Origin of the sequence: Mesorhizobium sp. M1142 (genome assembly GCF_040318565.1) — a bacterium.
GTDB lineage: Bacteria > Pseudomonadota > Alphaproteobacteria > Rhizobiales > Rhizobiaceae > Mesorhizobium.
Genome location: NZ_JAMYMK010000002.1, coordinates 388,727 through 413,219, shown reverse-complemented (window position 1 = coordinate 413,219; position 24,493 = coordinate 388,727). Strand labels below are relative to the sequence as shown.

Annotated in this window: 24 protein-coding genes; 10 read left to right on the top strand and 14 right to left on the bottom strand. The window is 62.7% G+C overall.

Features of this window, described 5'->3' with window-relative positions:
- Nucleotides 1–16 precede the first annotated feature (16 nt).
- From NKH42_RS05970 to NKH42_RS05960, 3 genes are all read right to left on the bottom strand, one after another.
- Nucleotides 17–970 (bottom strand): TAXI family TRAP transporter solute-binding subunit, encoded by a 954-nt coding sequence (locus NKH42_RS05970; protein WP_352751143.1) that lies wholly within the window; start codon nucleotides 968–970, stop codon nucleotides 17–19.
- A gap of 94 nt (nucleotides 971–1,064) precedes the next feature.
- Nucleotides 1,065–2,396, bottom strand: a complete 1,332-nt coding sequence (locus NKH42_RS05965) for an aspartate aminotransferase family protein (RefSeq protein WP_352750986.1) — start codon at nucleotides 2,394–2,396, stop codon at nucleotides 1,065–1,067.
- On the bottom strand, nucleotides 2,393–3,298 hold the full coding sequence (locus NKH42_RS05960) for a MurR/RpiR family transcriptional regulator (protein WP_352973982.1): 906 nt from the start codon (nucleotides 3,296–3,298) through the stop codon (nucleotides 2,393–2,395). Before NKH42_RS05960 ends, NKH42_RS05965 begins: the two co-directional genes overlap by 4 nt.
- A gap of 96 nt (nucleotides 3,299–3,394) precedes the next feature.
- Between NKH42_RS05960 and NKH42_RS05955 the strand changes: the two genes are divergently transcribed.
- Together NKH42_RS05955 and NKH42_RS05950 are read left to right on the top strand one after the other, a co-directional pair.
- The gene (locus tag NKH42_RS05955; RefSeq protein ID WP_352750989.1) at nucleotides 3,395–4,243 is read left to right on the top strand and encodes a beta-keto acid cleavage family enzyme; all 849 of its coding nucleotides are present in this window, start codon (nucleotides 3,395–3,397) and stop codon (nucleotides 4,241–4,243) included.
- Between the two features lie 167 nt (nucleotides 4,244–4,410).
- On the top strand, nucleotides 4,411–4,803 hold the full coding sequence (locus NKH42_RS05950; protein ID WP_352750991.1) for a GFA family protein: 393 nt from the start codon (nucleotides 4,411–4,413) through the stop codon (nucleotides 4,801–4,803).
- A 31-nt stretch (nucleotides 4,804–4,834) separates the two neighbouring features.
- Here the strand turns inward: NKH42_RS05950 and NKH42_RS05945 are convergent, their stop codons facing one another.
- Nucleotides 4,835–6,343 carry a winged helix-turn-helix domain-containing tetratricopeptide repeat protein gene (locus tag NKH42_RS05945; protein WP_352751144.1) on the bottom strand — a complete coding sequence of 503 codons (1,509 nt, stop codon included), beginning with the start codon at nucleotides 6,341–6,343 and terminating at the stop codon, nucleotides 4,835–4,837.
- Between the two features lie 154 nt (nucleotides 6,344–6,497).
- Here NKH42_RS05945 and NKH42_RS05940 point away from each other — a divergent pair, with 154 nt between their 5' ends.
- Nucleotides 6,498–6,740 carry a DUF1127 domain-containing protein gene (locus tag NKH42_RS05940; RefSeq protein ID WP_352750993.1) on the top strand — a complete coding sequence of 81 codons (243 nt, stop codon included), beginning with the start codon at nucleotides 6,498–6,500 and terminating at the stop codon, nucleotides 6,738–6,740.
- Between the two features lie 437 nt (nucleotides 6,741–7,177).
- Here NKH42_RS05940 and NKH42_RS05935 read toward each other — a convergent pair whose 3' ends face one another.
- Nucleotides 7,178–7,540: a VOC family protein gene (locus tag NKH42_RS05935; protein ID WP_352750995.1), complete on the bottom strand. Its 363-nt coding sequence runs from the start codon at nucleotides 7,538–7,540 to the stop codon at nucleotides 7,178–7,180.
- A 272-nt stretch (nucleotides 7,541–7,812) separates the two neighbouring features.
- Between NKH42_RS05935 and NKH42_RS05930 the strand changes: the two genes are divergently transcribed.
- Nucleotides 7,813–8,727, top strand: coding sequence for a DUF6597 domain-containing transcriptional factor (locus tag NKH42_RS05930; RefSeq protein ID WP_352750997.1), 915 nt, complete (start codon nucleotides 7,813–7,815; stop codon nucleotides 8,725–8,727).
- Here NKH42_RS05930 and NKH42_RS05925 read toward each other — a convergent pair.
- Genes NKH42_RS05925 through ehuB form a run of 5 tightly spaced genes read right to left on the bottom strand, consistent with a single transcriptional unit; the run spans nucleotide 8,691 to nucleotide 12,501 of the window.
- A complete protein-coding gene (locus NKH42_RS05925) occupies nucleotides 8,691–9,419 on the bottom strand; it encodes a GntR family transcriptional regulator (protein WP_352750999.1) in 729 nt (242 codons plus the stop codon). The two genes, NKH42_RS05930 and NKH42_RS05925, sit on opposite strands and share 37 nt — an antisense overlap.
- Entirely contained in the window at nucleotides 9,416–10,195 is a 780-nt protein-coding gene (gene ehuA / locus NKH42_RS05920; protein ID WP_302895675.1) for an ectoine/hydroxyectoine ABC transporter ATP-binding protein EhuA, read from the bottom strand. The genes NKH42_RS05925 and ehuA overlap by 4 nt, the downstream gene beginning before the upstream one ends.
- A complete protein-coding gene (gene ehuD, locus NKH42_RS05915; RefSeq protein WP_254818530.1) occupies nucleotides 10,192–10,851 on the bottom strand; it encodes an ectoine/hydroxyectoine ABC transporter permease subunit EhuD in 660 nt (219 codons plus the stop codon). The genes ehuA and ehuD overlap by 4 nt, the downstream gene beginning before the upstream one ends.
- Nucleotides 10,848–11,576: an ectoine/hydroxyectoine ABC transporter permease subunit EhuC gene (ehuC, locus tag NKH42_RS05910; protein WP_254818529.1), complete on the bottom strand. Its 729-nt coding sequence runs from the start codon at nucleotides 11,574–11,576 to the stop codon at nucleotides 10,848–10,850. The genes ehuD and ehuC overlap by 4 nt, the downstream gene beginning before the upstream one ends.
- Before the next feature lie 55 nt (nucleotides 11,577–11,631).
- Nucleotides 11,632–12,501, bottom strand: a complete 870-nt coding sequence (ehuB, locus tag NKH42_RS05905) for an ectoine/hydroxyectoine ABC transporter substrate-binding protein EhuB (RefSeq protein ID WP_352476741.1) — start codon at nucleotides 12,499–12,501, stop codon at nucleotides 11,632–11,634.
- A gap of 196 nt (nucleotides 12,502–12,697) precedes the next feature.
- On the opposite strand from ehuB, the gene NKH42_RS05900 reads away from it, so the two are divergent.
- From NKH42_RS05900 to NKH42_RS05875, 6 genes are all read left to right on the top strand, one after another.
- Nucleotides 12,698–13,933, top strand: a complete 1,236-nt coding sequence (locus tag NKH42_RS05900) for a M24 family metallopeptidase (protein WP_352751000.1) — start codon at nucleotides 12,698–12,700, stop codon at nucleotides 13,931–13,933.
- A 74-nt stretch (nucleotides 13,934–14,007) separates the two neighbouring features.
- On the top strand, nucleotides 14,008–15,156 hold the full coding sequence (locus NKH42_RS05895; protein WP_352751001.1) for a M24 family metallopeptidase: 1,149 nt from the start codon (nucleotides 14,008–14,010) through the stop codon (nucleotides 15,154–15,156).
- Between the two features lie 10 nt (nucleotides 15,157–15,166).
- The gene (locus tag NKH42_RS05890) at nucleotides 15,167–16,423 is read left to right on the top strand and encodes a sarcosine oxidase subunit beta family protein (protein ID WP_352751002.1); all 1,257 of its coding nucleotides are present in this window, start codon (nucleotides 15,167–15,169) and stop codon (nucleotides 16,421–16,423) included.
- A 13-nt stretch (nucleotides 16,424–16,436) separates the two neighbouring features.
- A complete protein-coding gene (locus NKH42_RS05885; protein WP_352751004.1) occupies nucleotides 16,437–16,733 on the top strand; it encodes a sarcosine oxidase subunit delta in 297 nt (98 codons plus the stop codon).
- On the top strand, nucleotides 16,730–19,684 hold the full coding sequence (locus NKH42_RS05880) for a sarcosine oxidase subunit alpha family protein (RefSeq protein ID WP_352751006.1): 2,955 nt from the start codon (nucleotides 16,730–16,732) through the stop codon (nucleotides 19,682–19,684). Before NKH42_RS05885 ends, NKH42_RS05880 begins: the two co-directional genes overlap by 4 nt.
- Complete coding sequence (locus NKH42_RS05875; RefSeq protein WP_352751008.1) at nucleotides 19,677–20,180, top strand: sarcosine oxidase subunit gamma family protein; 504 nt, start codon at nucleotides 19,677–19,679, stop codon at nucleotides 20,178–20,180. The genes NKH42_RS05880 and NKH42_RS05875 overlap by 8 nt, the downstream gene beginning before the upstream one ends.
- A 44-nt stretch (nucleotides 20,181–20,224) precedes the next feature.
- On the opposite strand, the gene NKH42_RS05870 is transcribed toward NKH42_RS05875, so the two are convergent.
- The 4 genes from NKH42_RS05870 to NKH42_RS05855 form a co-directional block, all read right to left on the bottom strand.
- Nucleotides 20,225–21,100, bottom strand: coding sequence for an aldose 1-epimerase (locus NKH42_RS05870; RefSeq protein WP_352751009.1), 876 nt, complete (start codon nucleotides 21,098–21,100; stop codon nucleotides 20,225–20,227).
- Nucleotides 21,100–21,906 (bottom strand): FadR/GntR family transcriptional regulator, encoded by an 807-nt coding sequence (locus NKH42_RS05865; protein WP_352751011.1) that lies wholly within the window; start codon nucleotides 21,904–21,906, stop codon nucleotides 21,100–21,102. The genes NKH42_RS05870 and NKH42_RS05865 overlap by 1 nt, the downstream gene beginning before the upstream one ends.
- 2 nt (nucleotides 21,907–21,908) lie before the next feature.
- A complete protein-coding gene (locus tag NKH42_RS05860) occupies nucleotides 21,909–22,790 on the bottom strand; it encodes an ABC transporter permease (RefSeq protein WP_352973981.1) in 882 nt (293 codons plus the stop codon).
- A gap of 116 nt (nucleotides 22,791–22,906) precedes the next feature.
- Entirely contained in the window at nucleotides 22,907–24,427 is a 1,521-nt protein-coding gene (locus NKH42_RS05855; protein WP_352751014.1) for a sugar ABC transporter ATP-binding protein, read from the bottom strand.
- Nucleotides 24,428–24,493: the final 66 nt, after the last annotated feature.

Sequence of the window (24,493 nt, the reverse complement as noted above, 5' to 3'; positions counted from 1 at the left end):
CCTCGCATTGAAGGCCTCAGAGCCAGCCCTTCTCCTTGTAATAGCGCTCCGCGCCCGGATGTAGTGGCGCCGACAGACCGGTCTTGATCATCTCCTTGGGATCGAGATTGGCGAAAGCCGGATGCAGTTTCTTGAAGTCGTCGAAATTTTCGAAGACCGACTTCACCAGCTCGTAGACCACCTCATCGGGCGTGCTGGCATTCGTCACCACGGTGGCGCGGACGCCGAATGTCTTCACGTCGTCCGGGTTGTTGGCGTACATGCCACCCTTGATGGTGGCGACTGAATAGTACGGATGAGCTGCCAACAGCGCGTCCACTGCCGGACCGGTCAGCGGGATGAGTTTGGCGCCGCAGGCCGTGGTCGGATCCTGGATCGCGGCGGAAGGATGACCAACGCCGTAGAAGAAACCGTCGATCTTGTTGTCGCACAGCGCGCTGCCCTGCTCATCCGCCTTCAGCTCCGCGGCAAGCGAGAAATCGCCGAGCGTCCAGCCCATCTGCTTCAGCAACTCCTCCATCGACGAGCGGGTGCCTGACCCGGGGTTGCCGACGTTGAAGCGTTTGCCTTTGAAGTCCTCGAATTTGGTGACGCCGGCATCGGGCCGCGCCAGCACGGTAAACGGCTCGGGATGGACGGAGAAGACGGCCCGCAGATCCTTGAACGGCTTGCCTTCGAAATTTCCGGTCCCCTCATAGGCCTGGTACTGGACGTCCGATTGGGTCAAGCCGAAATCGAGGTCGCCGGTCTGGATGGAGTTGACGTTGAAGACCGAACCGCCGGTCGACTCCGTCGAGCATCGGATGCCGGTTTTCTGCCGGTCCTTGTTCATCAGCCGGCAAATGGCGCCGCCGACGGCATAGTAGACGCCGGTGACCCCGCCGGTGCCGACCGTGACGAAGCGCTGCTCGGCTCCGACGGACGGCAGCGCCAGCAGCATGCAAGCCGCCGCGCCGATCAGGGTTTTCATCGAACTGTACATGGTTGCTACCTCTCTGGTGGGTGTCCCGGCCCATCGCCGATGACGCGTTGGAACTGGTTTGAGGCGGTCCGCGTCGTGCGGGTCAGGCCGCTGAGGCGATCGCAGCGTCGATCGCCTCACCGAGCCGTTCGACGATCCGATCGATATCCTGTCTGGAAATGATGAAAGGCGGCGCCACAAGCACATGAACGCCCCGCACACCGTCAATCGTCCCGGCCATCGGATAAATCATCAGGCCGCGGGCCATTGCTTCGCGCTTGATGCGAGCGTTGAGTTCAAATCTCTGGTCGAACGGTTCCTTGCTGGCGCGATCGACCACCAGCTCGATTCCCCTGAACAGACCTCGTCCGCGAATGTCGCCGACGTGATGGTGATTATCAAAGCGCTGGTGCAGGCGCTCGTCGAGCTGCGCGCCCATTGCGCTGACGTTGTCGAGCAGGCGGTCGCGCCGGATGACCTCCTGCACGGCGAGGCCAGCCGCCGCCGCCATTGGATGCCCCATATAGGTATGTCCATGCTGGAAGAAGCCCGAGCCCTGGGCAAAGGCTTCGAAGATATGCCGGCCAAGCAGCACCGCGCCGATCGGCTGGTAACCACCGCCGAGCCCCTTGGCGATGGTCAGCAGGTCGGGAGCGATGCCGTCCTGCTCGCACGCATGCAGCGTGCCGGTACGGCCCATGCCGCACATCACTTCGTCGAGAATGAGCAGCACGCCGTAGCGGTCGCAGATCGCGCGAATGTGCTTGAAGTAATCGGCGACCGACGGCACGGCGCCGAGTGTCGCACCCACCACCGGCTCGGCGACAAAGGCGATGACCTCGTCCGGGCCGAGTTCAAGGATCTTGTCTTCGAGCTGCTGAGCGGCGCGCGCCGCATAGGCTTCGTCGCTTTCGCCATGCTTTTGATAGCGATAGGCGTAACAGGGGTCGATATGGTGGGTCTCGATCAGCAACGGCCTGAACTGGGCGCGCCGCCATTCGTTGCCGCCGGTGGCGAGAGCGCCGAGCGTATTGCCGTGATAGCTCTGCCGGCGTGCGATGAGATGGCGCCGTTGCGGCTCCCCTTTCTCGACGAAATATTGCCTGGCCATCTTGAGCGCGGCCTCGACCGCCTCCGAGCCGCCGCTGACCAGATAGACGTGGTCCAACCCTTTCGGCGCGTCCTCGACCAGCCGATCCGCCAAGCGCTCCGCCACCTCGGTGGTGAAGAAGCTGGTGTGTGCGTAGGCGATGCGGTCAAGCTGGTTGTGCAGCGCGGCGATCACGTCGGGATGACCGTGGCCGAGACAGGACACGGCGGCGCCGCCCGACGCGTCGATATAGGACTTGCCCTCGGCATCGAACAGTTCGATGCCTTGGCCGCGAGCGGCGACCGGCAGCGTCGAGTGGATGGTTCGATGAAGAATGTGTGTCATCGACGGTCCCTCATGGGCATTTTCTTCGGCGGACGCTGGTTCAGATGGGTCTTGAGGGCGGCGCCCTGCTCATCGAAACGTCGCAGCGACTCAACAGCGCCCTCGCCTGCCTGCCCTGCGACAAGAGCACCCAGGACCTCAGCAACGATGAAAGCTGGCGTCATGGTGTGGAAAAAGGACGGGCTGCCGGTCGGCACGACGACCAGGTGATCGGCAAGCAGCGCCAAGGGCGCTACCCCGCTGTCGGTGATCGCAATGACCGGTACGCCGCGGCCGGCAGCGTACTCGACAAGCTCGATGGTGAAGCGCGTGTAGGGCAGGACGCTGGCGGCGATCAGCACGTCGTCCCTGGTCGCATGGGCCAGAGCGTCGCCATCGGTTCCGCCGATGCCGTGCAGCAGCACCGATTTCTCGCCGATCAGCGACAGGATGTAATGCAGATGCCAGGCCACTGCGTGGCTCGAGCGCAGGCCGAGGCAATAGACGCGCCTTGCCGCACTCAGCGCCCTGGCCGTCTCGACCAGACGGTCGATCGACCTGCCTTCGGCGAGATGGGCAAGCTGGCTGGAAATCGAATCCAGAATATCGGCCGCCAGCGCGTGGTCGCCCTTGAGCTTTTGGCTGGCGACCTGAAGGCCCGCCTTGCCGGCAAAACCGATTTCGCCGTCCCGGATCGCGACGGCGTAGATATCGCGTACCGCCTCGTAGCCATCAAGGCCGAGATGCTGGGCCAGCCGCGTCATCGTCGCCGGCTGCACTCCTGCGTGCCGGGCCTGCTCGCGCATGGACAACAGCGCGACATCATACGGCTTATCAAGGACATAGCGCGCGGCGGACCGAAGCTGCGCCGACATGCCGTCGAAGGCAGTGACGATCTGTCCAGCAAGCTCTTCCTGGTCCATGGATATTGCTAGCTCGCCAGACCAGCGATTGCAACGTCTGTTTCAGTGTGATCAAAGATTGATTCATATGAATCTTGTCGCTCGCAGAACGTTCCCATGAAGCCGGCCCATGGTCTCGACCGCATCGCCATAGCCGTCGCCCCGAACGGGGGACGTCGCAGCAAGGCCGACCATCCGGCGATTCCGCTGACACCAGCCGAACTTGCGAGGACGGCCGCGGAATGCGCCGATGCCGGTGCGGCTATGATCCACGTTCATGTCCGCGACCGAAGCGGCAATCATCTGCTCGACGCCGACGCCTACTGCCAGGCGATCGCCGCCATCCGCGGTGCTGCCGGCGACCGCTTGGTAATCCAGATCACCTCCGAAGCACTCGGTATCTATTCGCCGGCCCAACAGATGGCCGTCGTACAAGATGTGAAGCCGCAAGCTGTCTCCCTGGCGCTTCGCGAAATCGTTCCTGATGCCGGATCGGAACTCGCCTTCGTGCGCTTTATGGCCTGGCTGCACACCGAGGGGGTTGCGCCACAGATCATCCTCTATGCGCCCGAGGAGGCCGTCAGGCTTTCGGACATGCAGCAGCGCGGACTGATCCCTTGGGCAAGCATACCGGTTCTCTACGTGCTGGGCCGCTACACGCCGGGACAGACGTCCGTTCCTGCCGATCTCTTGCCATTCCTCGCGGCGAACATGCCGCGCTTCGACCATTGGAGCGTCTGCGCCTTCGGCCGCAACGAAGCGGCGTGCGCGACCGCCGCCGCATTGCTTGGGGGCCATGTCCGGGTCGGCTTCGAAAACAACCTTTTCCTTCCGAACGGCAGCATGGCCTCGTCCAACGCCGAGGCGGTAGCGACGGTCGCACGCATACTCGCCGACTGCGGAGTCAGGCTCGCCTCGGCCGCCGAGTTGGCGGCTCAATGGAACGCGCCGTTTCGTTCCATATGACAAACCAAAGCCTGTTTTCGGCGGCAAGCTCGCATAAGGCATAGAGAGGCGGCTGCAATGTCATCGCCACGGAAGAACGACATGTCCCCGCCCGCGGCGCGGCGATTGCAACAACAGTGCCGGTCGTTGTAACCATTCCGGCCGCTTGATTTTGGAGGAGACGCAGCATGGACCGATTCACCGGCGGGTGCCTGTGCGGGAACGTCCGAATTGTCGCTTCGGGACGCCCATACCGGGTCGGCCTTTGTCACTGTCTCGACTGCCGCAAGCATCATGGAGCCCTTTTTCACGCTTCCGCGATATTTCCTCAGGATGCGGTGACGATCGACGGCGAAACACGCGACTATGCCGGGCGGTTTTTCTGTCCCCGCTGCGGCTCGACCGTTTTCGCCCGCACCGCCGACGAAGTCGAAGTGAACCTCGGATCCCTGGACGCGCCTGACCAACTGATGCCAACTTACGAAAGCTGGATCATCCGTCGCGAGTCCTGGTTGCCGCCGTTTCCGCTCACGAGACGATACGAGCGCGATCGTGACGCCACGGTTCGCTTTGAGGAATAGGTCGCACGAACCGTGCGACGGCGCCGGCGCGTCACTCCGGAAGGCCGGCCTTACGGAAGCCGTCAACGAAATGCTCAAGCGTCGCAGCGTCGCGGAATGGCTCCGTCGCCGCCCAGTGGCGGGTTGTGAAATGCGGGTTGCCGACGAGAAACAGTTCGACCTCTGCGCGCGCCTCGTCGAGCCGGCCGAGTTGGGCAAGGCTTGCCGCCAGGAAACGGCGAGAGCTTGTACGATAGGTCTCGTCCCTGCGCAGTGTCTTGATAGCGGATTCGTATTCGCCGGCTGCATATTGCGCTTGGCCGAGCGCGAGATAATACCAACTTGCCGGAAACGGATTCAGCCGGAACGCCTTGCGAATGTGCTCAAGACCCTCCTCGACCCGTCCGGCCAGGACCGCGATGTCGGACAATGCCGCCCAGGCATCGGCCTCGTTCGGGTCAAGCTCGATCGCCTTGGCGAATTCCGCATCCGCCTCGGCGAAGCTGCGCTCGTAGGCAAGCAGGTAAGCCAAAACCCAGCGGCAGCCGGCATCGTTGGGGTCGATCGCCACGGCTTTGCGCGCGAGTTCCAAAGCAGCGCTACGGGATGTTTCGGTTGGTCCGCCGGAATGCACCCATCCCATCCAGTGGTTCATGGCAAGCCAGCGATAGGCCTCGGCATATTCCGGATCGAGCGAAACCGCGCGGGTGAGCATCAGATGCGCTTCCTGCGCCGTCTGCGGCGAATCATCCATCAGCTTGCGCGCTCGCACGCAGAGATCGTAGGCCTCGAGATTTTGGGGCCGATTGCGCGGCGGCGGTGCACGCAGCCGGCCGAGTAACGCCTCGACGATCTTGCCGGTGACCTCGTCCTGAACGGCAAAAATATCTTCCAGGCTGCGATCGAAGCGTTCCGCCCATACATGATCGCCACTCACCGCGTCGACCAGTTGTGCGTTGATGCGCACGTGCCCTGCGGCGCGCCTTGCGCTACCCTCCAGCAGGTAGCGCACGCCAAGGTCCTCAGCGATCCCGCGCACGTCCATCGCCTTTCCTTTGTAGGCAAAGGCCGAGTTGCGTGCGATGACGAACAGGCCGGAGATCCTGGATAAGTCGGTGATCAGGTCTTCGGTCAACCCATCCGCGAAGGATTCCTGCTCGGGATCGTTGCTGACATTGACGAAGGGCAGCACGGCTATCGATGGTTTGTCGGGCAGCGGCAAAGGTTTTCGCTTCGCGACGCCGAGCTGTTCGACGGCTCCCGTGAAGCGGTAGCCGACGCGCGGAACCGTGGCGATCCATTCACCGCCGTCGGCGGCCGGGCCAAGCAGCTTCCGCAGCAGCGCGATCTGGACGGTTAGGTTGCCTTCCTCGACGGCTGTACCCGGCCACGCCGCGTCCATCAACTCAGCCTTTTCAAGGATTTCGCCGGACCGTCCGACGAGCGCCGCAAGCAGCTTTAGCCCGCGGTAGCTAACGGCAACGGGGACATCGTTCCGAAGGAGCGTTCCCGCACCCGGATCAAGCACGAACGGACCAAAGGCAAAGCGCGGTCCCTGCATACGGCGCATCTATAGCCCGTTTGGAAGTTTTGAGAACTATTTGGGAGAGCTTAATTACGACGCCGGTCGTATCCTGCAGAATTCAGCCTCTTTCAGGTCGAGGGCCCCACACTCCCAAAATCGTATGGGCCCCTCAAACCACATGGAGGTTGCCATGAACGATATTCCCACCTTTGCCTCGGCCCCGCTTGAGGCAACGCGGCCGGCGGAAGCATCGCCTCGGCGCTACAGCCTGGCGACGCTGCGAAGCATTATCGCGGCCTGGCGCGAGCCGACACGCTTTCGCTGGGATCTCAACCGATTGGCGGAGACCAATCCCCATCTGATCGACGATATCGGTCTGACGAGGCGACAGGCCGAGGAAGAGATCGCCAAGCTGCCCTTCTGGCAGCGATAGGCGGATGCTGCAACAACACCGGATCACCAACGACCAGCAGCTGATTGCAGATGAAGACGAAGCCGCCGCCCCGAAATGATGATCACAGGCTAGTGGTCGCGGCGACAATCAACCCGCCCAAGACGGCAACATTGGTGAAGCCGGTACGAAGCGCTTCGCGTTCATCGCCGCTGTAGGCCAGAAGTTGAGCGCCATGAACGACGCCGCAATGGTGGATACGGCCAACGCCGCGGCGGGAAAGGGTCCACCCAAGGCCGTTGCGAGGCAAAGGCCGCCTGCGACCTCCAGCACCGATCCGGCCGCGAGAAGAGGCTTGGGAGCAGGAAGCCCCGCCCGGCCAGGGACGCTGCAATCGCCCGGAATCTGAGGACATGCTCGGCGCCCGCCCAGATCAAGACGCCGCCGAGCAAAACCAACCTGAGGTGGGAGGAACGCGATCATTCATTGCTGCCATCTTCGGTGTAAACCGCTAGCTCGTAACCGTCCGGGTCCACGAAATGAAAGCGCCGGCCGCCGGGGAAGCCATAAATCGGCCTGACGATCTTGCCCCCCGCTTCCTCGACACGCTTGACCGTTCCCGGCAGATCATCGGCATAGAGAATGACGAGCGGGCCTCCTCCGGACCTCGCTGGGCCAGCAGCAAAGCCACCTGACAAGCGCCCGTCGTTGAACTCGCAATATTGCGGGCCGTAGTCGGTGAAGGTCCAGCCCAACGCCTTTCCGTAGAAGTCGCGTGACCGCTGAATGTCTTTCACGTTGAATTCGACGTAGTCGATCCGTTGGTCGTTTTTGTTGCTCATGACGCATACCTCTCATGTGATGTACGACGCCGAAAGATAAGCACGCATCTCGCTTGCCTTATTGAACAGAACGGCCATTGACGTATGAGCCGCACACGGCGCTGCCGATGGCGATGCACGTGGCATCGCCCTCCACCTGCCCTCTTCGTTCCGGCCGGAAGAAAACAACCGATTCTTGCAACCGTTCTCGATTGGAAGACGTTGTCTCGAGCGACGGCCGGGCGCAGCCGCTGCGCCGTAGGTTCACCGCCGCTAATCCGAAGGGGAGCGAGATGAGCGATCCCGTCCCAGCGCAGGCAACGGGTTCATTTCAGCAACGTCCAGCGTCGGCGCGGCTTCGCGGGAGCTTTGCTTCGGTGTGGGTGCATCGAATGGACCCGGCGGGCTCACCGCCAATCGTCATCATGCCCGACACGACGATCGATTTGCAATGGATCGGAGGCAGCTTCCGAATTGCCGGCCCTGACAAGGAACCGCAGACCGAGGTTCTAGCGGCGGACGAGGTCGTGATCGGCTTGCGCTTCCATCCTGCCGCGGCGGCGGCATGGCTCGGCGTGCCGCAAATCGAGCTGGTCGGCAAGAGGCTGTCGCTCGACGATTTGTGGGGGGCGCGAGCCCGCCGCCTCGCCAGCCGCGTGCGCCCCAGCGACAGTCTCGAGGATCTGGCCTGCTCTCTCCAACAGGCCGTCGCCGAGGAGGTGCCCGCGCCCGCGACCGACGTTCCCATGCAGGCGGCATATCGTTTGATCGAGCGCGGGCCGCCACCCGACGCGCCGCTCGTCCCTTGGTTGATGCGCGCGCTCGAGATGAGCGAAAGGACGTTGCGCCGGCGCTTCGACACGAGCTTCGGCTATGGCCCCAAGACGCTTGACCGTATCCTCCGCTACCAGCGCTTTCTGCGGCTTTTCGAGCCGCTCCAGCAGCTCCACCGCCATGCTGGCGGCCGAAGCGGGCTATTCCGACCAGGCGCATCTTGTCCGCGAGAGCCGCCGCCTGACGGGAAGCACCCCGCGACAGATTCATCATCTGCTGCACTGCCAGTGAATTCTCGGCGCGTTCTTCGACCAGAGGAGACTGCTATGAAACCGCACATTCGGTGTGACTATCGCTGTCGCCGACCTTGGCGGCCAGCACAACCCCGAGGGGCTGACTATCTTGCTCTATCCAGATTGGCCTCGCCTGCATGACGCATCATGCGGCGAAAGCTCATTGAGATATGCGCCCGCCTTATGTGCCCTATGGACTCCCAGTCACCGATCTCGGCGGCGGCAAGGACCTCTTCCATTTCGCGGCGGAACGCGGTGAACTCCTCGACAAGGCCCAATTGCGGCATCATCTTCAGGACGACGCGCGCGACCTGAAAATACAGGCGCTCGCTGATCTCGCGCAGCGGCTGGTTGCCGGTCATCGCCGTGAGCTCGTAGAAAAAATCCATGTTGAGGCGCAGGAAAGCGCGCTGGTCGGGATTGAGTATATCGGCATCGCAACGCGCGATGAGCGCCCGTATCCGGTCGAGATCGTCCGCCGTGCGCGGGATCGGCGAAAGCTTGCCGACGAGGAGCGCCAGCTCCAGGCGCAAATGATAGACCTGCTGCAATTCCTCGATATCGACATCGGTGACGATCGTGCCGACGCCGTGGACGGATTGAACCAGACCCTCGGATTCGAGACGCGCCAGGACACGCCGGACCGGCGTGCGGCTGATCTCGAATTCCTGGGCAAGTTCTTCCTCGGACAGATGGCTTCCCGGCGCATAATCGAGCAGGCAGATGCGGTCGCGCAGTATCCGGTAAATGCGTTCAAATCGCTCCCGGGCCGACAGCGGACGTGGCGGCGCGGCGGTCACGGCTGTGGGCGTGGCATCTGTCTCAAGCGTCATCCAGCCTCCAGGACAGCGTGCAGGAACTGCCGTGTCCGCTCGTTCTTGGGGGTGCCGAACAACTCGCCTGGCGGCCCTTGCTCGCAGATCTTGCCCGCGTGGAAAAAGCAGACGCGATCGGAGAATTCCTTGGCAAATCCCATCTGGTGGGTGACCATCAGCATGGTGAGGTCATGCTCCCTACCAAGTTTTCGGATGACTTCAAGCACTTCGCCAACGAGTTCGGGGTCCAGGGCCGAGGTCACCTCGTCGAACAGCATGATCTTGGGCCGCATGGCGCAAGCGCGTGCGATGGCGACACGCTGCTGCTGACCACCCGAGAGCTGCGAGGGATAGTGGTCCTTCTTATCCGATAAGCCGACCATGTCGAGCAGTTCGGCGGCACGCGCCTCCGCATCGGCCCGCTTCATGCCTAGCACGGTTATCGGTGCCTCGATGCAGTTCTGCATCGCCGTCATGTGCGGGAACAGGTTGAACGACTGGAACACCATGCCGATCTTGGCGCGGATCTTGCGGATGTGGGCGAGATCGGCGGGAACAAGTTTGCCGTTCCTCTCCATATGGGTCAGCGGCTCGCCTTCAACCCAGATGACACCGTCATTGATCGTCTCCAGCGTCATCAGCATGCGCAGCACCGTCGTCTTGCCGGAGCCGGACGGGCCGATGATGGAGACCTTTTCGCCGCGTGCTATTTCCAGATTAAGCCCGTCGAGAACGGTTAACGTGCCGTAGCGTTTCGATACATTGTCGAAGCGAACCATCGGTTGTTCCGTCATCGCATGGTCCTCCGGTTGAGCAGGCCTTCGAGGGAGCGAATGAGCGCAGCAGAAACCAGGCTCATGGCAAGGAAGAACAGACCGACCAGCGTCATCGGCTCGGTGTAGCGGAAGGTTTCGGAGCCAATGATCTTGGCCGTCTGCATCAGCTCCAGCACGGCGATTGCGGACAGCAATGGCGTCTCCTTGAACAAGGCAACCAGATAGTTGCCGAGCGCCGGAACGATCGGCGGAATCGCCTGCGGAATGATGATGTCGCGGAACGTTGTCCAGGCCGAAAGATTAAGTGCGATCGAGGCTTCCCACTGGCCGCGAGGGATGTTGTCGAAACCGGCGCGATAGACCTCGGAGCAATAGGCGGCATAGTGGATGCCGATGGCCAGCACCCCGGCGGTGAAGGCGTCGAGCACGACACCGAATTTCGGAAAGACAAAATAGAGAAAGAATATCTGGATAAGCAGCGGGGTCGAACGGATCAGTTCGACCAGCACCGAAATTGTCCAGCCGGTCCACGGCACGGCGATACGGACGACGGCCAGCACCAGGCCAAGCGAGGCGGCAAGTGCAAAGCCGATCAGCGTCGCCTCGATGGAGACGATGGCCGCGCGGGCGAGCACCGGCAGGATTTCAAAAGCAAATGCCCAGTCCCAAATCATGCTGCCTTCCCTCGCGCCAGTCCGATCGATGCCCGCCTTTCAAGAAGCCGCATGCCGATCGTCAGAACCAGCGACATTGCCAGGTACATCAAAAGGACAAGTGTGAAGATCGGAATGGTCTTGAACGTATTCTGGTTCATTTGCTGCGCCTTGAAGGCGAGGTCGGAAAGCGTGATCAGCGACACAAGCGCTGTCGATTTCAGAAGCTCGATGAACAGATTGCCCCAGGGCGGGATCATCGCGACAAAGGCCTGTGGCAGGATGATCCGGCGCAACATCTGTGGGCGGCTCATGTTCAATGCCGTACACGCCTCCCACTGGCCGCGAGCGACCGACAGGATCGCGCCACGCACGACCTCCGACCCGTAGGCACCGACGTTCAGGCCGAGTGCCAGGACTGCCACCACGAATGCGTTGATCGTGACGCCGAATTGCGGCAGCACGAAAAACAGCCAGAACAATTGTACCAATGCCGACGTTCCGCGGAAGATCTCGACATAGACCGTGGCCAGCCATCTGAGCGGCGCCGGGCCATACATCCGTGCAAGTGCTGCAAGCACGCCCATGACGATTGCGAGCAGGCTGCCGAGGACGGCGATCTCGATTGTCAGGACCGCGCCTTGCAGCAGCCCCGGCATGAACACTCGATAGCTTTCCTGTGTTGCCAAGGCGCCGATCACGACGAGCGCGATGACCAGCATGGCAACGAGCGTACGGATACCCATGCGATTCCCCCGGAGAAAAAAGGGCGGCGCTTTCGCGCCGCCAGCAGTTGGGAACCTACTTGCCCGCGCAAAGCTCCGCGGTGGTCTTGTTGGGGAGGTAGTCCTTGCCGAAGCCGAGCGGCTCGACCAGCGCAATATGCTCCGGCGAACCGATGAACTTCTTCAGCTCGGCGTTGAACGCCTGCTGCAGGTCGGTGTCTTCCTTGCGGAAGCCGAAGCCGCCATGACCTTTCACCGATTTGCCGGCAACCTCGCCGAAGGGCTTGGTCGATTCGACGCCGTCGGCTTTCTTGGCCATATCGGCGATCGAAAGAGCGGTCAGCGCAGCAGCGTCGGCGCGGCCCGACTGGACGGCCGCGACCAGGCTGGACTGGTCGGGCAAGGAGACAATCTGCCCACTGGCAACGCCCGCTTCCTTGGCGAAGCCGCCTTCGACGGCGCCGGCCATCACGGCAAGCTTGAGATCCGGATTGTCCTTGATGCTGGAAAAATCCTTGATGCCTTTCGGATTACCTTTTGCCACCAGCATAGCCTCGCCGATACCGTAGGACGGCTCGGAGTAGTTGATCTCGGCGCAGCGCTTCGGAGTGATGAACATGCCGGCGGCGATGATGTCGAAGCGGCCGGCCTTGAGACCTGGAATGAGCGAGCCGAATTCGGTCAAAACACCGTCGACCTGCGGTATGCCCATCTTGGCGAGCACCGCCTTGGCGACTTCCGGCGCCTCGCCGGTCAGCTTGCCGTCTGGCGTGGCGTAACCGAACGGCGCCTCGTTGGCGAAACCGACGCGGATGTAGCCGTCCTTCTTGGCCCGTTCGAGGGTGGTTTCCGCGTGAGCGGATAGCGATGTCAATGACGTCGCGGCGAGCGCGATGCAGGCAGCCGCTTTCACGACCATGCGGCGCGATATTGATGAATTGAGCATGCTTTTCTCCCATTGGACAACGGTGGATGGTTCCCAGGGCGCAGCCTTCTTCGAGGTCGACGCCTGCTTGATAAGACGTATACAACTGCCCTAGACATTGCGCAAGCAGAGATATAGAAACCATGAAAATTCGGCGATAATTCGTAGTTAGCCAACAAATTGACGTCGAGTTGTGCACAATTTGGCCTGTTTGCCCATGTTGATCAAAGGGCAAGCGGCGTACCTGGAAGGCAGGATTTCGGTGGCGACTGCGAACGGGTTCGGGACATTCACGCAAGCGGAGTATGGGCAGCGCCTCGCTGGCGTGAAGACACGCATGCAAAAAGCCGGCTTCGATCTCATCGTCTGTCAGGATCCAGCCAACATGTGTTGGCTGACCGGCTATGACGGATGGTCGTTCTATGTTCCGCAGTGCGTCCTCGTCCATCTGGAGGAGGATCGGCCGATCTGGTTCGGCAGGGCGCAGGACGCCAAGAGCGCGCGCCTGACAACCGGCCTGCCGGAGACAAACATCGTGCCGTTCTCGGAGCGGCTGGTGCAGCAGCCCGTCGAACACCCATATGACGAACTCGCCCGACTGATCCGGTCGCGCGGCTGGGAAAAGGCCCGTATCGGCGTCGAGATGGACGCGCATTATTACACTGCGCGCTGCCACGCCCACCTTGTCGAGGGACTGCCCGACGCGCACTTCGCCAACAACCACGATCTCGTCAACTGGGCGCGGCTGGTCAAATCCGAAGCCGAGCTGGTGCTGATCCGCGAGGCGGGTGCGATCTGCACGCATGCGATGAACCACGCCATCGAGAAAATGCGGCCCGGCGTGCCGCAAAACCATGTCATTGCGGAAATCTATCACGCACAGATCATGGGCGTGCCCGGAGCGGGCGGCGACTATGCCGCGATCTGTCCCCTGATGCCCGTTGGCGAGGGCACTAGCACGCCGCACCTGACGTGGTCCGACGCGCCGCTGCCGGACAGCGGCCTCGCCATTCTGGAGATCGCCGGCGTGCGCCGCCGCTACCATGCGGCGCTGACCCGTACGGTACATTTCGGCGAGCCGCCGCAAGCCATCCTCGACATGGCCAAGGCGATCGTCGAGGGCGTCGACGCTGGCCTCGAGAAGGCGCGCCCCGGCAACACCGCCGAACAGGTGGAAGCCGCCTGGCAGGCAGTCCTGCGACGGAACGGGCTGAAGAAAGACAGCCGCGTCGGCTATCCGGTCGGGCTCGCATACCCGCCCGATTGGGGCGAACGCACCGCAAGCCTTCGTCTGGGCGATACTACCGAGATGCAGCCTGGGATGTGCTTCCATTTCATGGCCGGCGTCTGGCTCGACGATTTCGGCATCGCCATCTCGGAATCGTTCGTCGTCACGGAACGCGGCGGCGAACGCCTCTGCGATGTGGCGCGCGAACTCATCGTCATCGACTGACATGGCGGCCGGGAACCCGGCTGCCGAAAAGACCATGCCCGCCAGCAAGCCGGCAACAAGCACGAGGACGCCCGATGGACCGCAATCCTTTTTCCGAAGCCGAAATCGCCGGCCGCCTGGCAAAGGTCCGTACTGCACTGATTGAGCGTGAGCTCGACGCAGCGGTGTTTGCCTCGCCGGAGAACGTCTTCTATCTCACCGGGCTTGATCACTGGGGGTATTTTGCCCCTCACCTGCTGATTGTCCCGCTCCGGGGAAAACCTGTTCTGGTCACCCGTTCGATGGAGAAGGTGACGATCGAGAAGCAGGTGAAGGCAGCGGAATTCCGTGGCCATTCCGACAGCGAAACGGCGGCCGACCTTGCCGCGCGGGTGCTGGCAGAGCTCGGCCTATCCGGCAAGCGGATCGGCCTCGAATACTGGACAGCCGGCCTTAGCCATGGACTTGCCGTGGCACTCCAGATGAAAGCCGATGCAAAGTGGAGCGATGTCTCCGGTCTGATCGACAAAATGCGGCGGGTGAAAAGCGCCGAAGAACAGGCGCTGATGCGGCGGGCGGCACAAGTGACGGACGCCGCCGCCGGTGCCGCGATCGCGGCGATCTCCGATGGCGCTTCCGAACAGGAGGTCGCCGCCCAATGTGTTGCGGCAATGATCCGCGCCGGCGGTCATGCGCCGGGCTTCGGACCGTTCATCCGCCCGGCCGCGCGCCTGGGTGAAGAGCACACAACCTGGGGCGACGGGATCTACCGCAAGGGCGAGCCCGTCTTTGTCGAACTGTCCGGGTGCATCTCGCGCTACCACGCCCCGCTCGGCCGGCTCGTTCGCATAGGCCACATCAGCGATGAAGACGCCACAATGGCGGAGGTGACCGCCAAGGCGTTCAACGCGGTCGTCGAGGCGCTACGGCCGGGCGCCAAGGCGCGCGATGTCTACGCCGCCTGGCAGGCCGTCGCCGACGAGGCCGGTCTTTCCCACTATCGCCGCCATCACTGCGGTTACCTTGTCGGCGCCGGCCAGCCGCCGTCATGGACCGGCGGCAATTCGGTGACCGGCTTGAGGCACGATTCCGACCTCGAGATCGAGACCGGGATGAGCTTTCACATCCTGTCGTGGCTGATGGGAACGGGTCGCGGCAATGACTTCGTCTCCAACACGGTGCTGTTGACCGATGCGGGCGCCGAAGTGCTTACCCGCACGCCGGCCGGCCCGATCATTCGATAGGCCTGCACACATGGCGCGCTACTCGGCATTTTCGGTTTTCCGCAACGCGCTGTCAGGCCAGAAGAACTGGCAGCGAGCCTGGCGGGCCGCGGAGCCAAAATCGTCCTATGACGTGATCGTTATTGGCGGCGGCGGACACGGCCTAGCCACCGCCTTCTACCTCGCCGAGAACCACGGCATCCGTGACGTCGCGGTGCTCGAAAAGGGTTATGTCGGCGGCGGCAATGTCGGCCGCAACACCACCGTCATCCGCTCCAACTACCTGCTCGACGGCAACACCCAGTTCTACGAATTCTCGATGAAGCTTTGGGAGGACATGTCTCAGGCGCTGAATTTCAACGTGATGTTCTCCCAGCGCGGTCAACTCGTCACGGCGCATTCGGCCGATCAGCTCGACGGTTTCAGCCACCGCGCCAACGTCATGCGGCTGAACGGCATCGACGCCGACATCCTCGACCGCGAAGACGTGCGCCGGCTGGTGCCCTATCTCGATTTTTCCGACACCGCCCGCTTCCCGATCCATGGCGCGATCTTTCAGGGCCGCGCGGGCACGGCACGCCACGACGCCGTCGCCTGGGGCTATGCGCGTGCCGCCGACAGCCATGGCGTGGACATCATCCAGAACTGCGAGGTGACAGGCTTTGTCCGTGACGGCGACAGGATCGTCGGCGTCGAAACGACGAAAGGCCGGATCGGCGCCGGCAAGGTCGGCCTCGCGGTCGCTGGCCACACGTCCGTGCTCGGCGCCAAAGCCGGGCTTGAACTGCCGATCGAAAGCCATGTGCTGCAAGCTTTCGTCACCGAGCCGCTGAAGCCACTGGTAGATCACGTCGTCGCCTATGGCGCCGACCATTTCTACGTCAGCCAATCGGACAAGGGCGGATTGGTCTTCGGCGGCAATCTCGACGGCTACAATTCCTATGCCCAGCGCGGCAATCTCGGCGTCGTGCGCGAAGTGGCGGAGGCAGCGATTGCATTGATGCCATGCATTTCGCGCGTCCGTCTGCTTCGCCATTGGGGCGGCGTCATGGACATGACCCCCGATGCCAGCCCGATCATCTGCCCGACGCCGATCGAGGGTCTCTATCTCAACGGCGGCTGGTGCTATGGCGGCTTCAAGGCGACGCCGGCTTCCGGCTGGTGCTTCGCCCACACGATTGCCACCGGCAAGCCGCATCCCTTGATCGCGGCCTACGGGCTCGATCGTTTCCGCACCGGCCACACGCTCGATGAGGCCGGCGCCGGCCCTTCCGCCTGGCTGCAATAGGAGGCAGGACAAAATGCTGCGCATCGAATGCCCCTGCTGCGGCCCGCGCGATCATGACGAGTTCCGCTATGGCGGCGATGCCTCGGTCAAGAGTCCGGCCCATGACGATCCCGATCCGGAGGCCTGGTACCGCTACGTCTATATCAGGACAAACCCGGCCGGCCCGCACCGTGAATTCTGGCAGCACGTGACCGGTTGCCGCCAATGGCTGGTGGTCGAACGCGACACCCGCAACCATGCCATCGCAGCCGTCGACTTCGCTAGAAAATTGCGGGCCAGGAAATCAACTCTCAGGAAGTCACCGGCATGAGTTCAAACCGCAAACGGCTGTCGGTGGGTGCCCGCATCATTCGCGAGCAGCCGGTCGAGTTTACCTTCGACGGCCGCAAGCTGGCTGGATATCGCGGCGACACACTTGCCTCCGCGCTGCTCGCCAATGGCGTCACGCTGGTCGGGCGCAGCTTCAAATATCATCGCCCGCGCGGCATTTTTTCCGCCGGACCCGAAGAGCCGAATGCGCTGGTTACGCTCGGGACCGCCGGGAGGCGCGAGCCGAACCTGCCGGCGACCACACTGGAACTCGCCGACGGTATGGTCGTGGAGAGTCAGAACCGCTGGCCATCGCTTACCTTCGACATGCAAAGCGTCAACGGGCTGTTGGCACCGTTTCTGTCCGCCGGCTTCTACTACAAGACCTTCATGGGCCCGACGCGCCGCGCCTGGATGTTCTACGAGCACTTTATCCGCAAGGCTGCCGGTCTGGGCAGAGCCGGCACCGGCGTGGATCCCGACCACTACGAGGTTCGTCATGCCTTCGCCGATGTCGCCATCGTCGGCGGCGGCCCGGCGGGATTGTCGGCGGCGCGGGCGGCCGCCGCGGCCGGCGCGCGAGTCGCGCTGATCGAGCAGGATTTCCTGCTTGGCGGCCAGCTTCTGGCGGAACCGTCCGACAGCGCAGCGGCCGCATGGCTGAGGCAGGCCGAGGCCGAGTTGGAGGGCTTCGAAACCATCACGCTTATGAAGCGGACGACCGCTTTCGGCAGCTATGACGGCAATGTCCTTGGACTGGTCGAACAGCGCGATCCAACCAATCCGCAGCCGAATGGCGAGACACGGCAAACGGTCACTATGTTGCGCATCCGCTCGATCGTTTTCGCCACCGGCGCCATCGAGCGGCCGATGGTGTTCTCGAACAACGACCGGCCCGGCGTCATGCTTGCCTCGGCCGCCCGGACCTATCTCAACCGTTTCGCCGTCCTGCCGGGCAAGAAAATCGTCGTCGCTACCACCAATGACGGTGCCTGGCGCACCGCCTTCGACTATGCCGCAGCCGGCGCGGAGGTGACGATTGCCGATCTGCGCCCCGTCCCGCCCGCAGCACTTGCCGCAGAAGCCGCACGGCTCGGCGTGGTGGTGCGGGCCGCAACGCGCATCGTCGACCTGCATGGCGGCCATGCCGTCAGGCGCGTAACGCTCAATGGTCCGGAGGGACAATCTTCGGCCGCCTGCGACTTGGTCTGCATCTCCGGCGGCTGGTCGCCAACCGTGCATCTCACCTCGCACCTCGGTGTCAAACCTGTGTATCGCGACGACATTGACGGCTTCGTGCCGGGCGTCTTTTCAGCCAGCCAGTTCGGCGCCGGTGCAATGATAGGAGCCTATGCGACAGTCGCTGCCATCGAGGACGGCCATCGCGCCGGCATCGAAGCGGCAGCCTCCTGCGGCAAGTCGGCACCAGTGTCCGCTCCATCGAAACTCGATCTCGGTGAGACCGGCTCGAGCGTCCTTCGCGAAGCCCTGCCCGCTGGACGTGCAAAGGCCTTCGTCGATTTCCAGATGGACGTGACAACCGGGGATATCGAGCTCGCCCATCGCGAGGGCTATGAATCGGTCGAGCACCTGAAGCGCTACACTACGCTCGGTATGGGCACCGACCAAGGCAAGACCAGCAATTTTCCCGCACTTGCCGCGATGGCAGCGCTGCGCAACGCAACGATTCCTGAGACCGGCACCACGACCTTCCGCCCGCCCTATACGCCGGTTGCCATCGGCGCGCTTGCCGGGCGCGCCATCGGCCATCATTTCAAGCCGATCCGCCGCACGCCGATGCATGACTGGCACATGGCGAACGGCGCCGAGATGCTCGAGGTCGGGCTCTGGATGCGGCCCTATTTCTACCGGCAGTCGGGACGTGACGTGAACGACGCGTATGTCGCCGAAATGCGGAATGTGCGCCAGGCCGCGGGGCTGATGGACATCTCCACGCTCGGCAAGATCGATGTCCAGGGCCCGGATGCGGCAATCTTCCTCGACCGCGTCTACGCCAACGGCTTTGCCAAACTGGCGGTAGGCCGCGCCCGCTACGGCATCATGCTGCGCGACGACGGTATCGTCTTCGACGACGGCACCACGACGCGGCTGGCGGAAAACCGGTTCTTCATGACGACCTCGACCGCCAGGGCGGCCGATGTGCTGTCGCGTCTCGAATTCCTGCTCGACACGGCCTGGCCGGATTTGCGTGTGGCCGTCACCTCGGTCAGCGATGAATGGGCGGCAATGTCGGTTGCCGGGCCTAACAGCCGCGCAATCCTCGGTGCCGCTTTTCCTGCCCTTGACGTTTCCGATGAGGCACTTCCGCACATGGGACTACTCGAAAGCGAGTGGGAGGGCCGTGGGCTCCGCATCTTGCGTCTCAGTTATTCCGGCGAGCGCGCTTACGAAATCTATGTCGGCGCCACTGCCGGTGAACAGCTCTGGAGCCGTCTGCTCGAAGCCGGCAGACTGCTCGAGCTGAAGCCCTACGGCGTCGAGGCGCTTGGCGCGCTGCGGGTCGAAAAGGGCCATGTCGCCGGACCTGAGATCGACGGGCGCACGACGCTCGACGATCTCGGCCTCGGCCGCATGGCCGGCAAGCGCAGCGGCTTCGTCGGCGACGTCCTGCGACGGCGCCCTGCCCTCCAGGCCCCCAACCGACAGCGCCTGGTCGGACTGGAATGCATTGAGGACGGAAAACGCCTGCGCGGCGGCGCCATCCTGTTCCTGCCGGATGAGAAACCCCATGGCCATGGGCGCGGTCGCGTCACCTCCGTCACTTTCAGCCCCGAACGCGGCCATTATGTCGGGCTGGCCCTGCTTGCCGGTGATGTCGCGGCAGAAGGAAGCGAGGTCGTAGCAGTTTATCCGATGAAGGCCGAAACGGTTCGCGCCCGCGTTGTCTCGCCGGTATTCGTCGATCCACAGGGAGAACGGCTGCATGGCTAGCTTGACCTCTTCTCGGGATTTCAGCCTGTCCGTGGCAGATTGTCCGCTTATCCAGATAGAGGGCTGGGACGCGACATTGACGCAATTCGAAAAGAGCGTCTCGGCGCCGCTGGGCAAGAAACTTCCAGCTTCGGTCGGAGAGACGGTTCGCCACAAGGGGCTTCTAATTATCCGCGTTGCACCTCGCCGCCTCTGGCTGGCTCTAGACGAAGGCACGCAAGCGCCTGCGCTTGCCGTCGACCCCGATCTCGGCTGTTCCGTTCCCCTCGAGGAAGGTCGTGTTCGTTTGAAAATGGCCGGCCCTGGTATCGCAAGGCTTCTGTCCGGCTGCATTGCCGTCGACTGGCACGCGCCGGCCGCCGCTCCGGGCCGCGCCGTGCTGACATCCTTCCATCACGTGTCCGTGCTCTTCCTGCGCACCGGCGAGACCGCGTGCGAACTTATCGTGCCGCGAAGTTTTGCCCGCAGCCTCTCGGATTGGATCGCCGACGGCTAGCCCTGGCCGAGATCCGCCAATTCGAGGGCGCAGCTGAGGTCCGCCTAAGTGACGGCAAAGCTGCAACGGGCTACCAGGCCCTCGCCAGGCGCAAGCACCGACAGTCCATTCCATTTGTCGATCGAACCACGATTGTGGGCATCGACAGCATGACTGACCGGTTCAAAACAGAAGAAGTCGCTCTCGTCCGATAGCGAATAGACCAGGTAGAAATTCAAGGGCGATGAAGCTTCAATCCGCAGGCTGCAACTGTGCTCCGGCCACGATATGGTGGCGACGCCGCTCCAACCGGCAAACAGATTGTTTATCCATCCACTCGACAATACGACTGGGGCGCCGAAATCCCAATCGGCATGGGTTTTGACATCCACAAATCGTTCGGGGAGATGGCTGGGCAGTTCGAGACAAACCTGCGAGGCCAGCGCATGAAGCGCGGTTCGTGCCGTTCTCGGGAACCACGGATGGATGCCAAGCCCGAACGGCAATCTGATCGATGCCTGATTGACGATGCGAAGCTTCAACTCGAGCCCCTGTCCGGCCAGCGCGTAGCTCACCTCGGCGCGATATCGGTATGGGCCGGGCCCGTTGCTGATGAGGGACAGCTTCGCGTTGTCCTGCGCTGCGCTGTCGACGTCCCACTCGCTGGAAAATCCGTTGCCGTGGATGGGAAATGGCTCGCCTGCAACATTGGCAGGCAGTTCGTGGAATTTGGAGTCGAATGTGAACCCGCCGCCCGAGATGCGATTCGACCACGGCAAAAGCAGGTTGCAGGCAAGGTCGAACGGGTTGCTGCTCCCGCCATCCGGCCATGGCCGGAAGAGCGGCACGCGCCCATAGTCCAGTCTCGCAAGGCCTGCCCCAAGCGATGGGACAATTTCAGCGGACAGGTCTCCGCTTCTGATCTTGATCGTCCGGACCATCAGTTTCGGACGGTGTCGGCCTTGGCAGCGGCGATCGGCTGTTGACGGCGGCCTTTGCGAGCCACTGCAAGAAGGTCGTTCGACGCGATCCCGATGAGCGCCTTCATCTGATCGTGAGCGTCGTCGGCCCTGCGCATCCTAATTGCCTCCAGCACGTCGCCATGCGCGCTGAGCGTCTGCTGGTAATTGGCGGTGGCCGATGTGGTCAAGCGGAAGGAGAAGCTGAGAGCGGCCGCGAGCATATTGCCGAGATTGGCGAACACCGGGTTGCGGCTGGCACGAAGAATGGCGGTATGAAACCTGACGTCGGCATCGAGACACGCAGCGAGATCGTCCTGCGGAGCAATGCGCATGGCTTCATAGGCCGCTTCGATGACTGCGAGATCGCCTGACGTCGCCATCTTGGCCGCAAGTTGGGCGGCAGCGGGTTCAATGACCAGTCGCGCCTCGATCAATCCGCGGACGAAATCGAGGTCGGGCTCGATATCGCGCATCCATTCCAGAACCTGTGCATCCAGCCTGTTCCATTCGCTCGACGCGCGCACACGCGTCCCGGCCCGCTTGCGTGCCTCGATCAGTCCTTTCGCCGAAAGCGTCAGAAGAGCATCGCGAAGTGCAGTGCGGCTCGCCCCGTAGATGACGCAAAGTTCGGCTTCCGTTGGCAGCACGGAATGCTGCGCGTAGGAACCGGCGAGGATGCGCTGTCCTAGATCGCGTGCGATGCGATCCTTGAGCGATGACGTGGTGCCATCTGCGGCAGGAATGTCCTGCTTACCCTGGCTAGTCGAAGCGATCGCCGCGTCCATCGTCATGTCCTGTTCAAGTGGTACTCGGCAATTACCACAGCAAGTATCAGCAGCGAGCCCTTGGCAAGCAACTGATAGAAGGTTGGCACTGACGTCAGTATCATTCCGTTGTTGAGGACGCCAATGATGGCGACGCCCAGCAGCGCGCCGATGATCGTACCCTTCCCGCCCTGCAAGGCGCAGCCACCCAGCACGGCCGCTGTGATGGCCTCGAGTTCCAGACCTTGGGAACCGGATACGGGCTGCCCCGAGCCGGTACGGGCAGCCAACAGAATCCCGGCCAATCCGGCCGCCACGCCACTCATGATGTAGATGCCGACGCGGTAGCGGTTGATGTTGATGCCGGAGAAGCGCGCTACAACGGGATTGCCGCCCAAGGCATAAATGTTACGGCCAACGATCGAGCGGGCAAGGAAGAGATGGAACACGATCGCGGTCAGCAAAAGAATCCAGATCAGCAGAGGCAGGCCGAAGATTCGTCCGATCCCGATGAAGCGGAACGTGTCGCTGAAGATCGCGATCGATTGCCCATCGGACATGATGAATGCGATGCCGCGGAAGATCGCCATCGTACCGAGAGTCGCGATGACTGCGTTGACCCGCCCATAGGTGATGATGATGCCGTTCACAAGACCGGCAAGACCGCCCAGGACCAGGCCGGCAACAATGCCCACCGCAGGCGAGCCCGTCGACTGGATGGCCATTGCCGTCGATACAGTGGTCAGACCAACAATTGCGCCAACGGCGATATCAAGTCCGCCCGCGACAATGACCACCGTCTGGCTCATCGCCAGAACGCCCAGGATGGTGATGCCGAGGCCGATGTTCAGCAGGTTTCGGCTGGAGAAGAACACATCGCCTCTGATCGTGCCGAAGATGAGCACGAGGATGGCGAGAGCAACCAGAAGGCTTATGTTGTGAATGCCGATGCGCTCCGCGATGCGTAAGGACGCGCGCCTTTTGTCGGTTTGTGCTGTTGCTGTCCTGAGCTCAAGGCTGTTCACTGAATTTGTCCTCCGAGCGATGGTACAGATTGCGGCATTGCGTGCTTCAGGATCGTCGCCTCGTCGATGTCGGGGCGGGAAAGTTCGGCCGTGATCCGGCCTCCAGCCATGACAAGCACCCTGTCGGCCAGCCCGATCAGTTCCGGCATTTCCGAGGAAATCAGGATTATGCCGATGCCGCTGGCGGCGAGTTCGTCGATCAGGCGATAGATTTCCGCCTTGGCGCCGATGTCGATGCCGCGGGTCGGTTCGTCGAGGATGAGAAGCATCGGCTGCCGCGCAAGCCAGCGCGCGAGAACGACCTTCTGTTGATTGCCGCCCGACAGTTTCGAAACCGGTTCGTCGAGGTTAGGCGCCTTGATCGACATCTTTGCTGCGAGCGGTGAGACAATCTCCAGCGCCTTGCGCCGGTTGAAGAAGCCGAAGGTCGACGTCCTGTCGGGCACGCAAAGCGAAGCGTTGGCAAGAATGCTGCGGAACAGCAGCAGGGCTTCGTGCTTGCGGTCTTCCGGGGCGAAGCCGATGCCCGCCACGATCGCTGCATGTGGGCTGTTAGAGTCAACGGGCACGCCATTCATCGCTATGGTTCCGCCGAGGCGCCGATCATAGCCGACGATCGCCTTCGCCAGTTCGGATCTGCCCGCCCCCATAAGGCCGGCGATGCCGAGCACCTCACCGCGGCGGACCTTGAGGCTCACATCGGTGACGCGGTCGGTGGTCAGGCCCGCCACGTCCAGCAACGGTTTTCCCGATTGCCACGTCTCGCGCGTAAACAGATCGGCGATGTCGCGGCCGACCATGAGCTTGGCTATGGTCTGCTCGCTGGCACCTGCCGCGGGGGAATCGTCGACCAGCCGGCCATCCCGCAAAACGACAATGCGGTCTGCTAGGTCGATGATCTCGTTCAGCCGGTGAGAGATGTAGACGATCGAAGTGCCCTCTTCGCGCAGCCGGCGGATTACTGAAAACAGACGGCGCGCTTCGTCGTCGGTCAGTGACGAGGTCGGCTCGTCGAACGCGATCAACTGGCCGCCGGCACGTATTGCGCGCATGATTTCGATCATCTGACGCTGCGCCGGACCGAGCGTGCTGCAGAGTTGCCGCGGCCGCATATCCTGTTGCATGCCGAAGGTCGCAAGCACCCGGTCGGTCTGTTCCTCCAGCCTGTGCCAGTCGAGCAGGACGCCCGCCAGCCGCGGCAGTTCCCCAACGAAAATGTTCTCGGCCACGGTCAGGTTCGGAACGATCTCCGGCTCCTGATGGATGACGCGTATTCCGGCTCTGTGGCTGTCGCGCGGTTCGCCGAAAACGATCGGCGTGGAACCGTGCCGCACAGTGCCGCTGTCGGGCTCGAACACGCCCTCGAGAATTCGCATCATCGTCGATTTGCCGGCCCCATTCTCGCCAACCAGGGCGAGCACCTCTCCCGGCCGAAAGGCAATCGAGACGTTGTCGAGCGCCTGCACGACGCCGAAGCGTTTGGATATCCTATCGAGCGAGAAGAAATCCGATTGCATCAAAGCTCACTCCCGAGGATCGATCCCGTGTCGGTGGCGTGTGCGCGCTGACAACCTGCCGGCCCA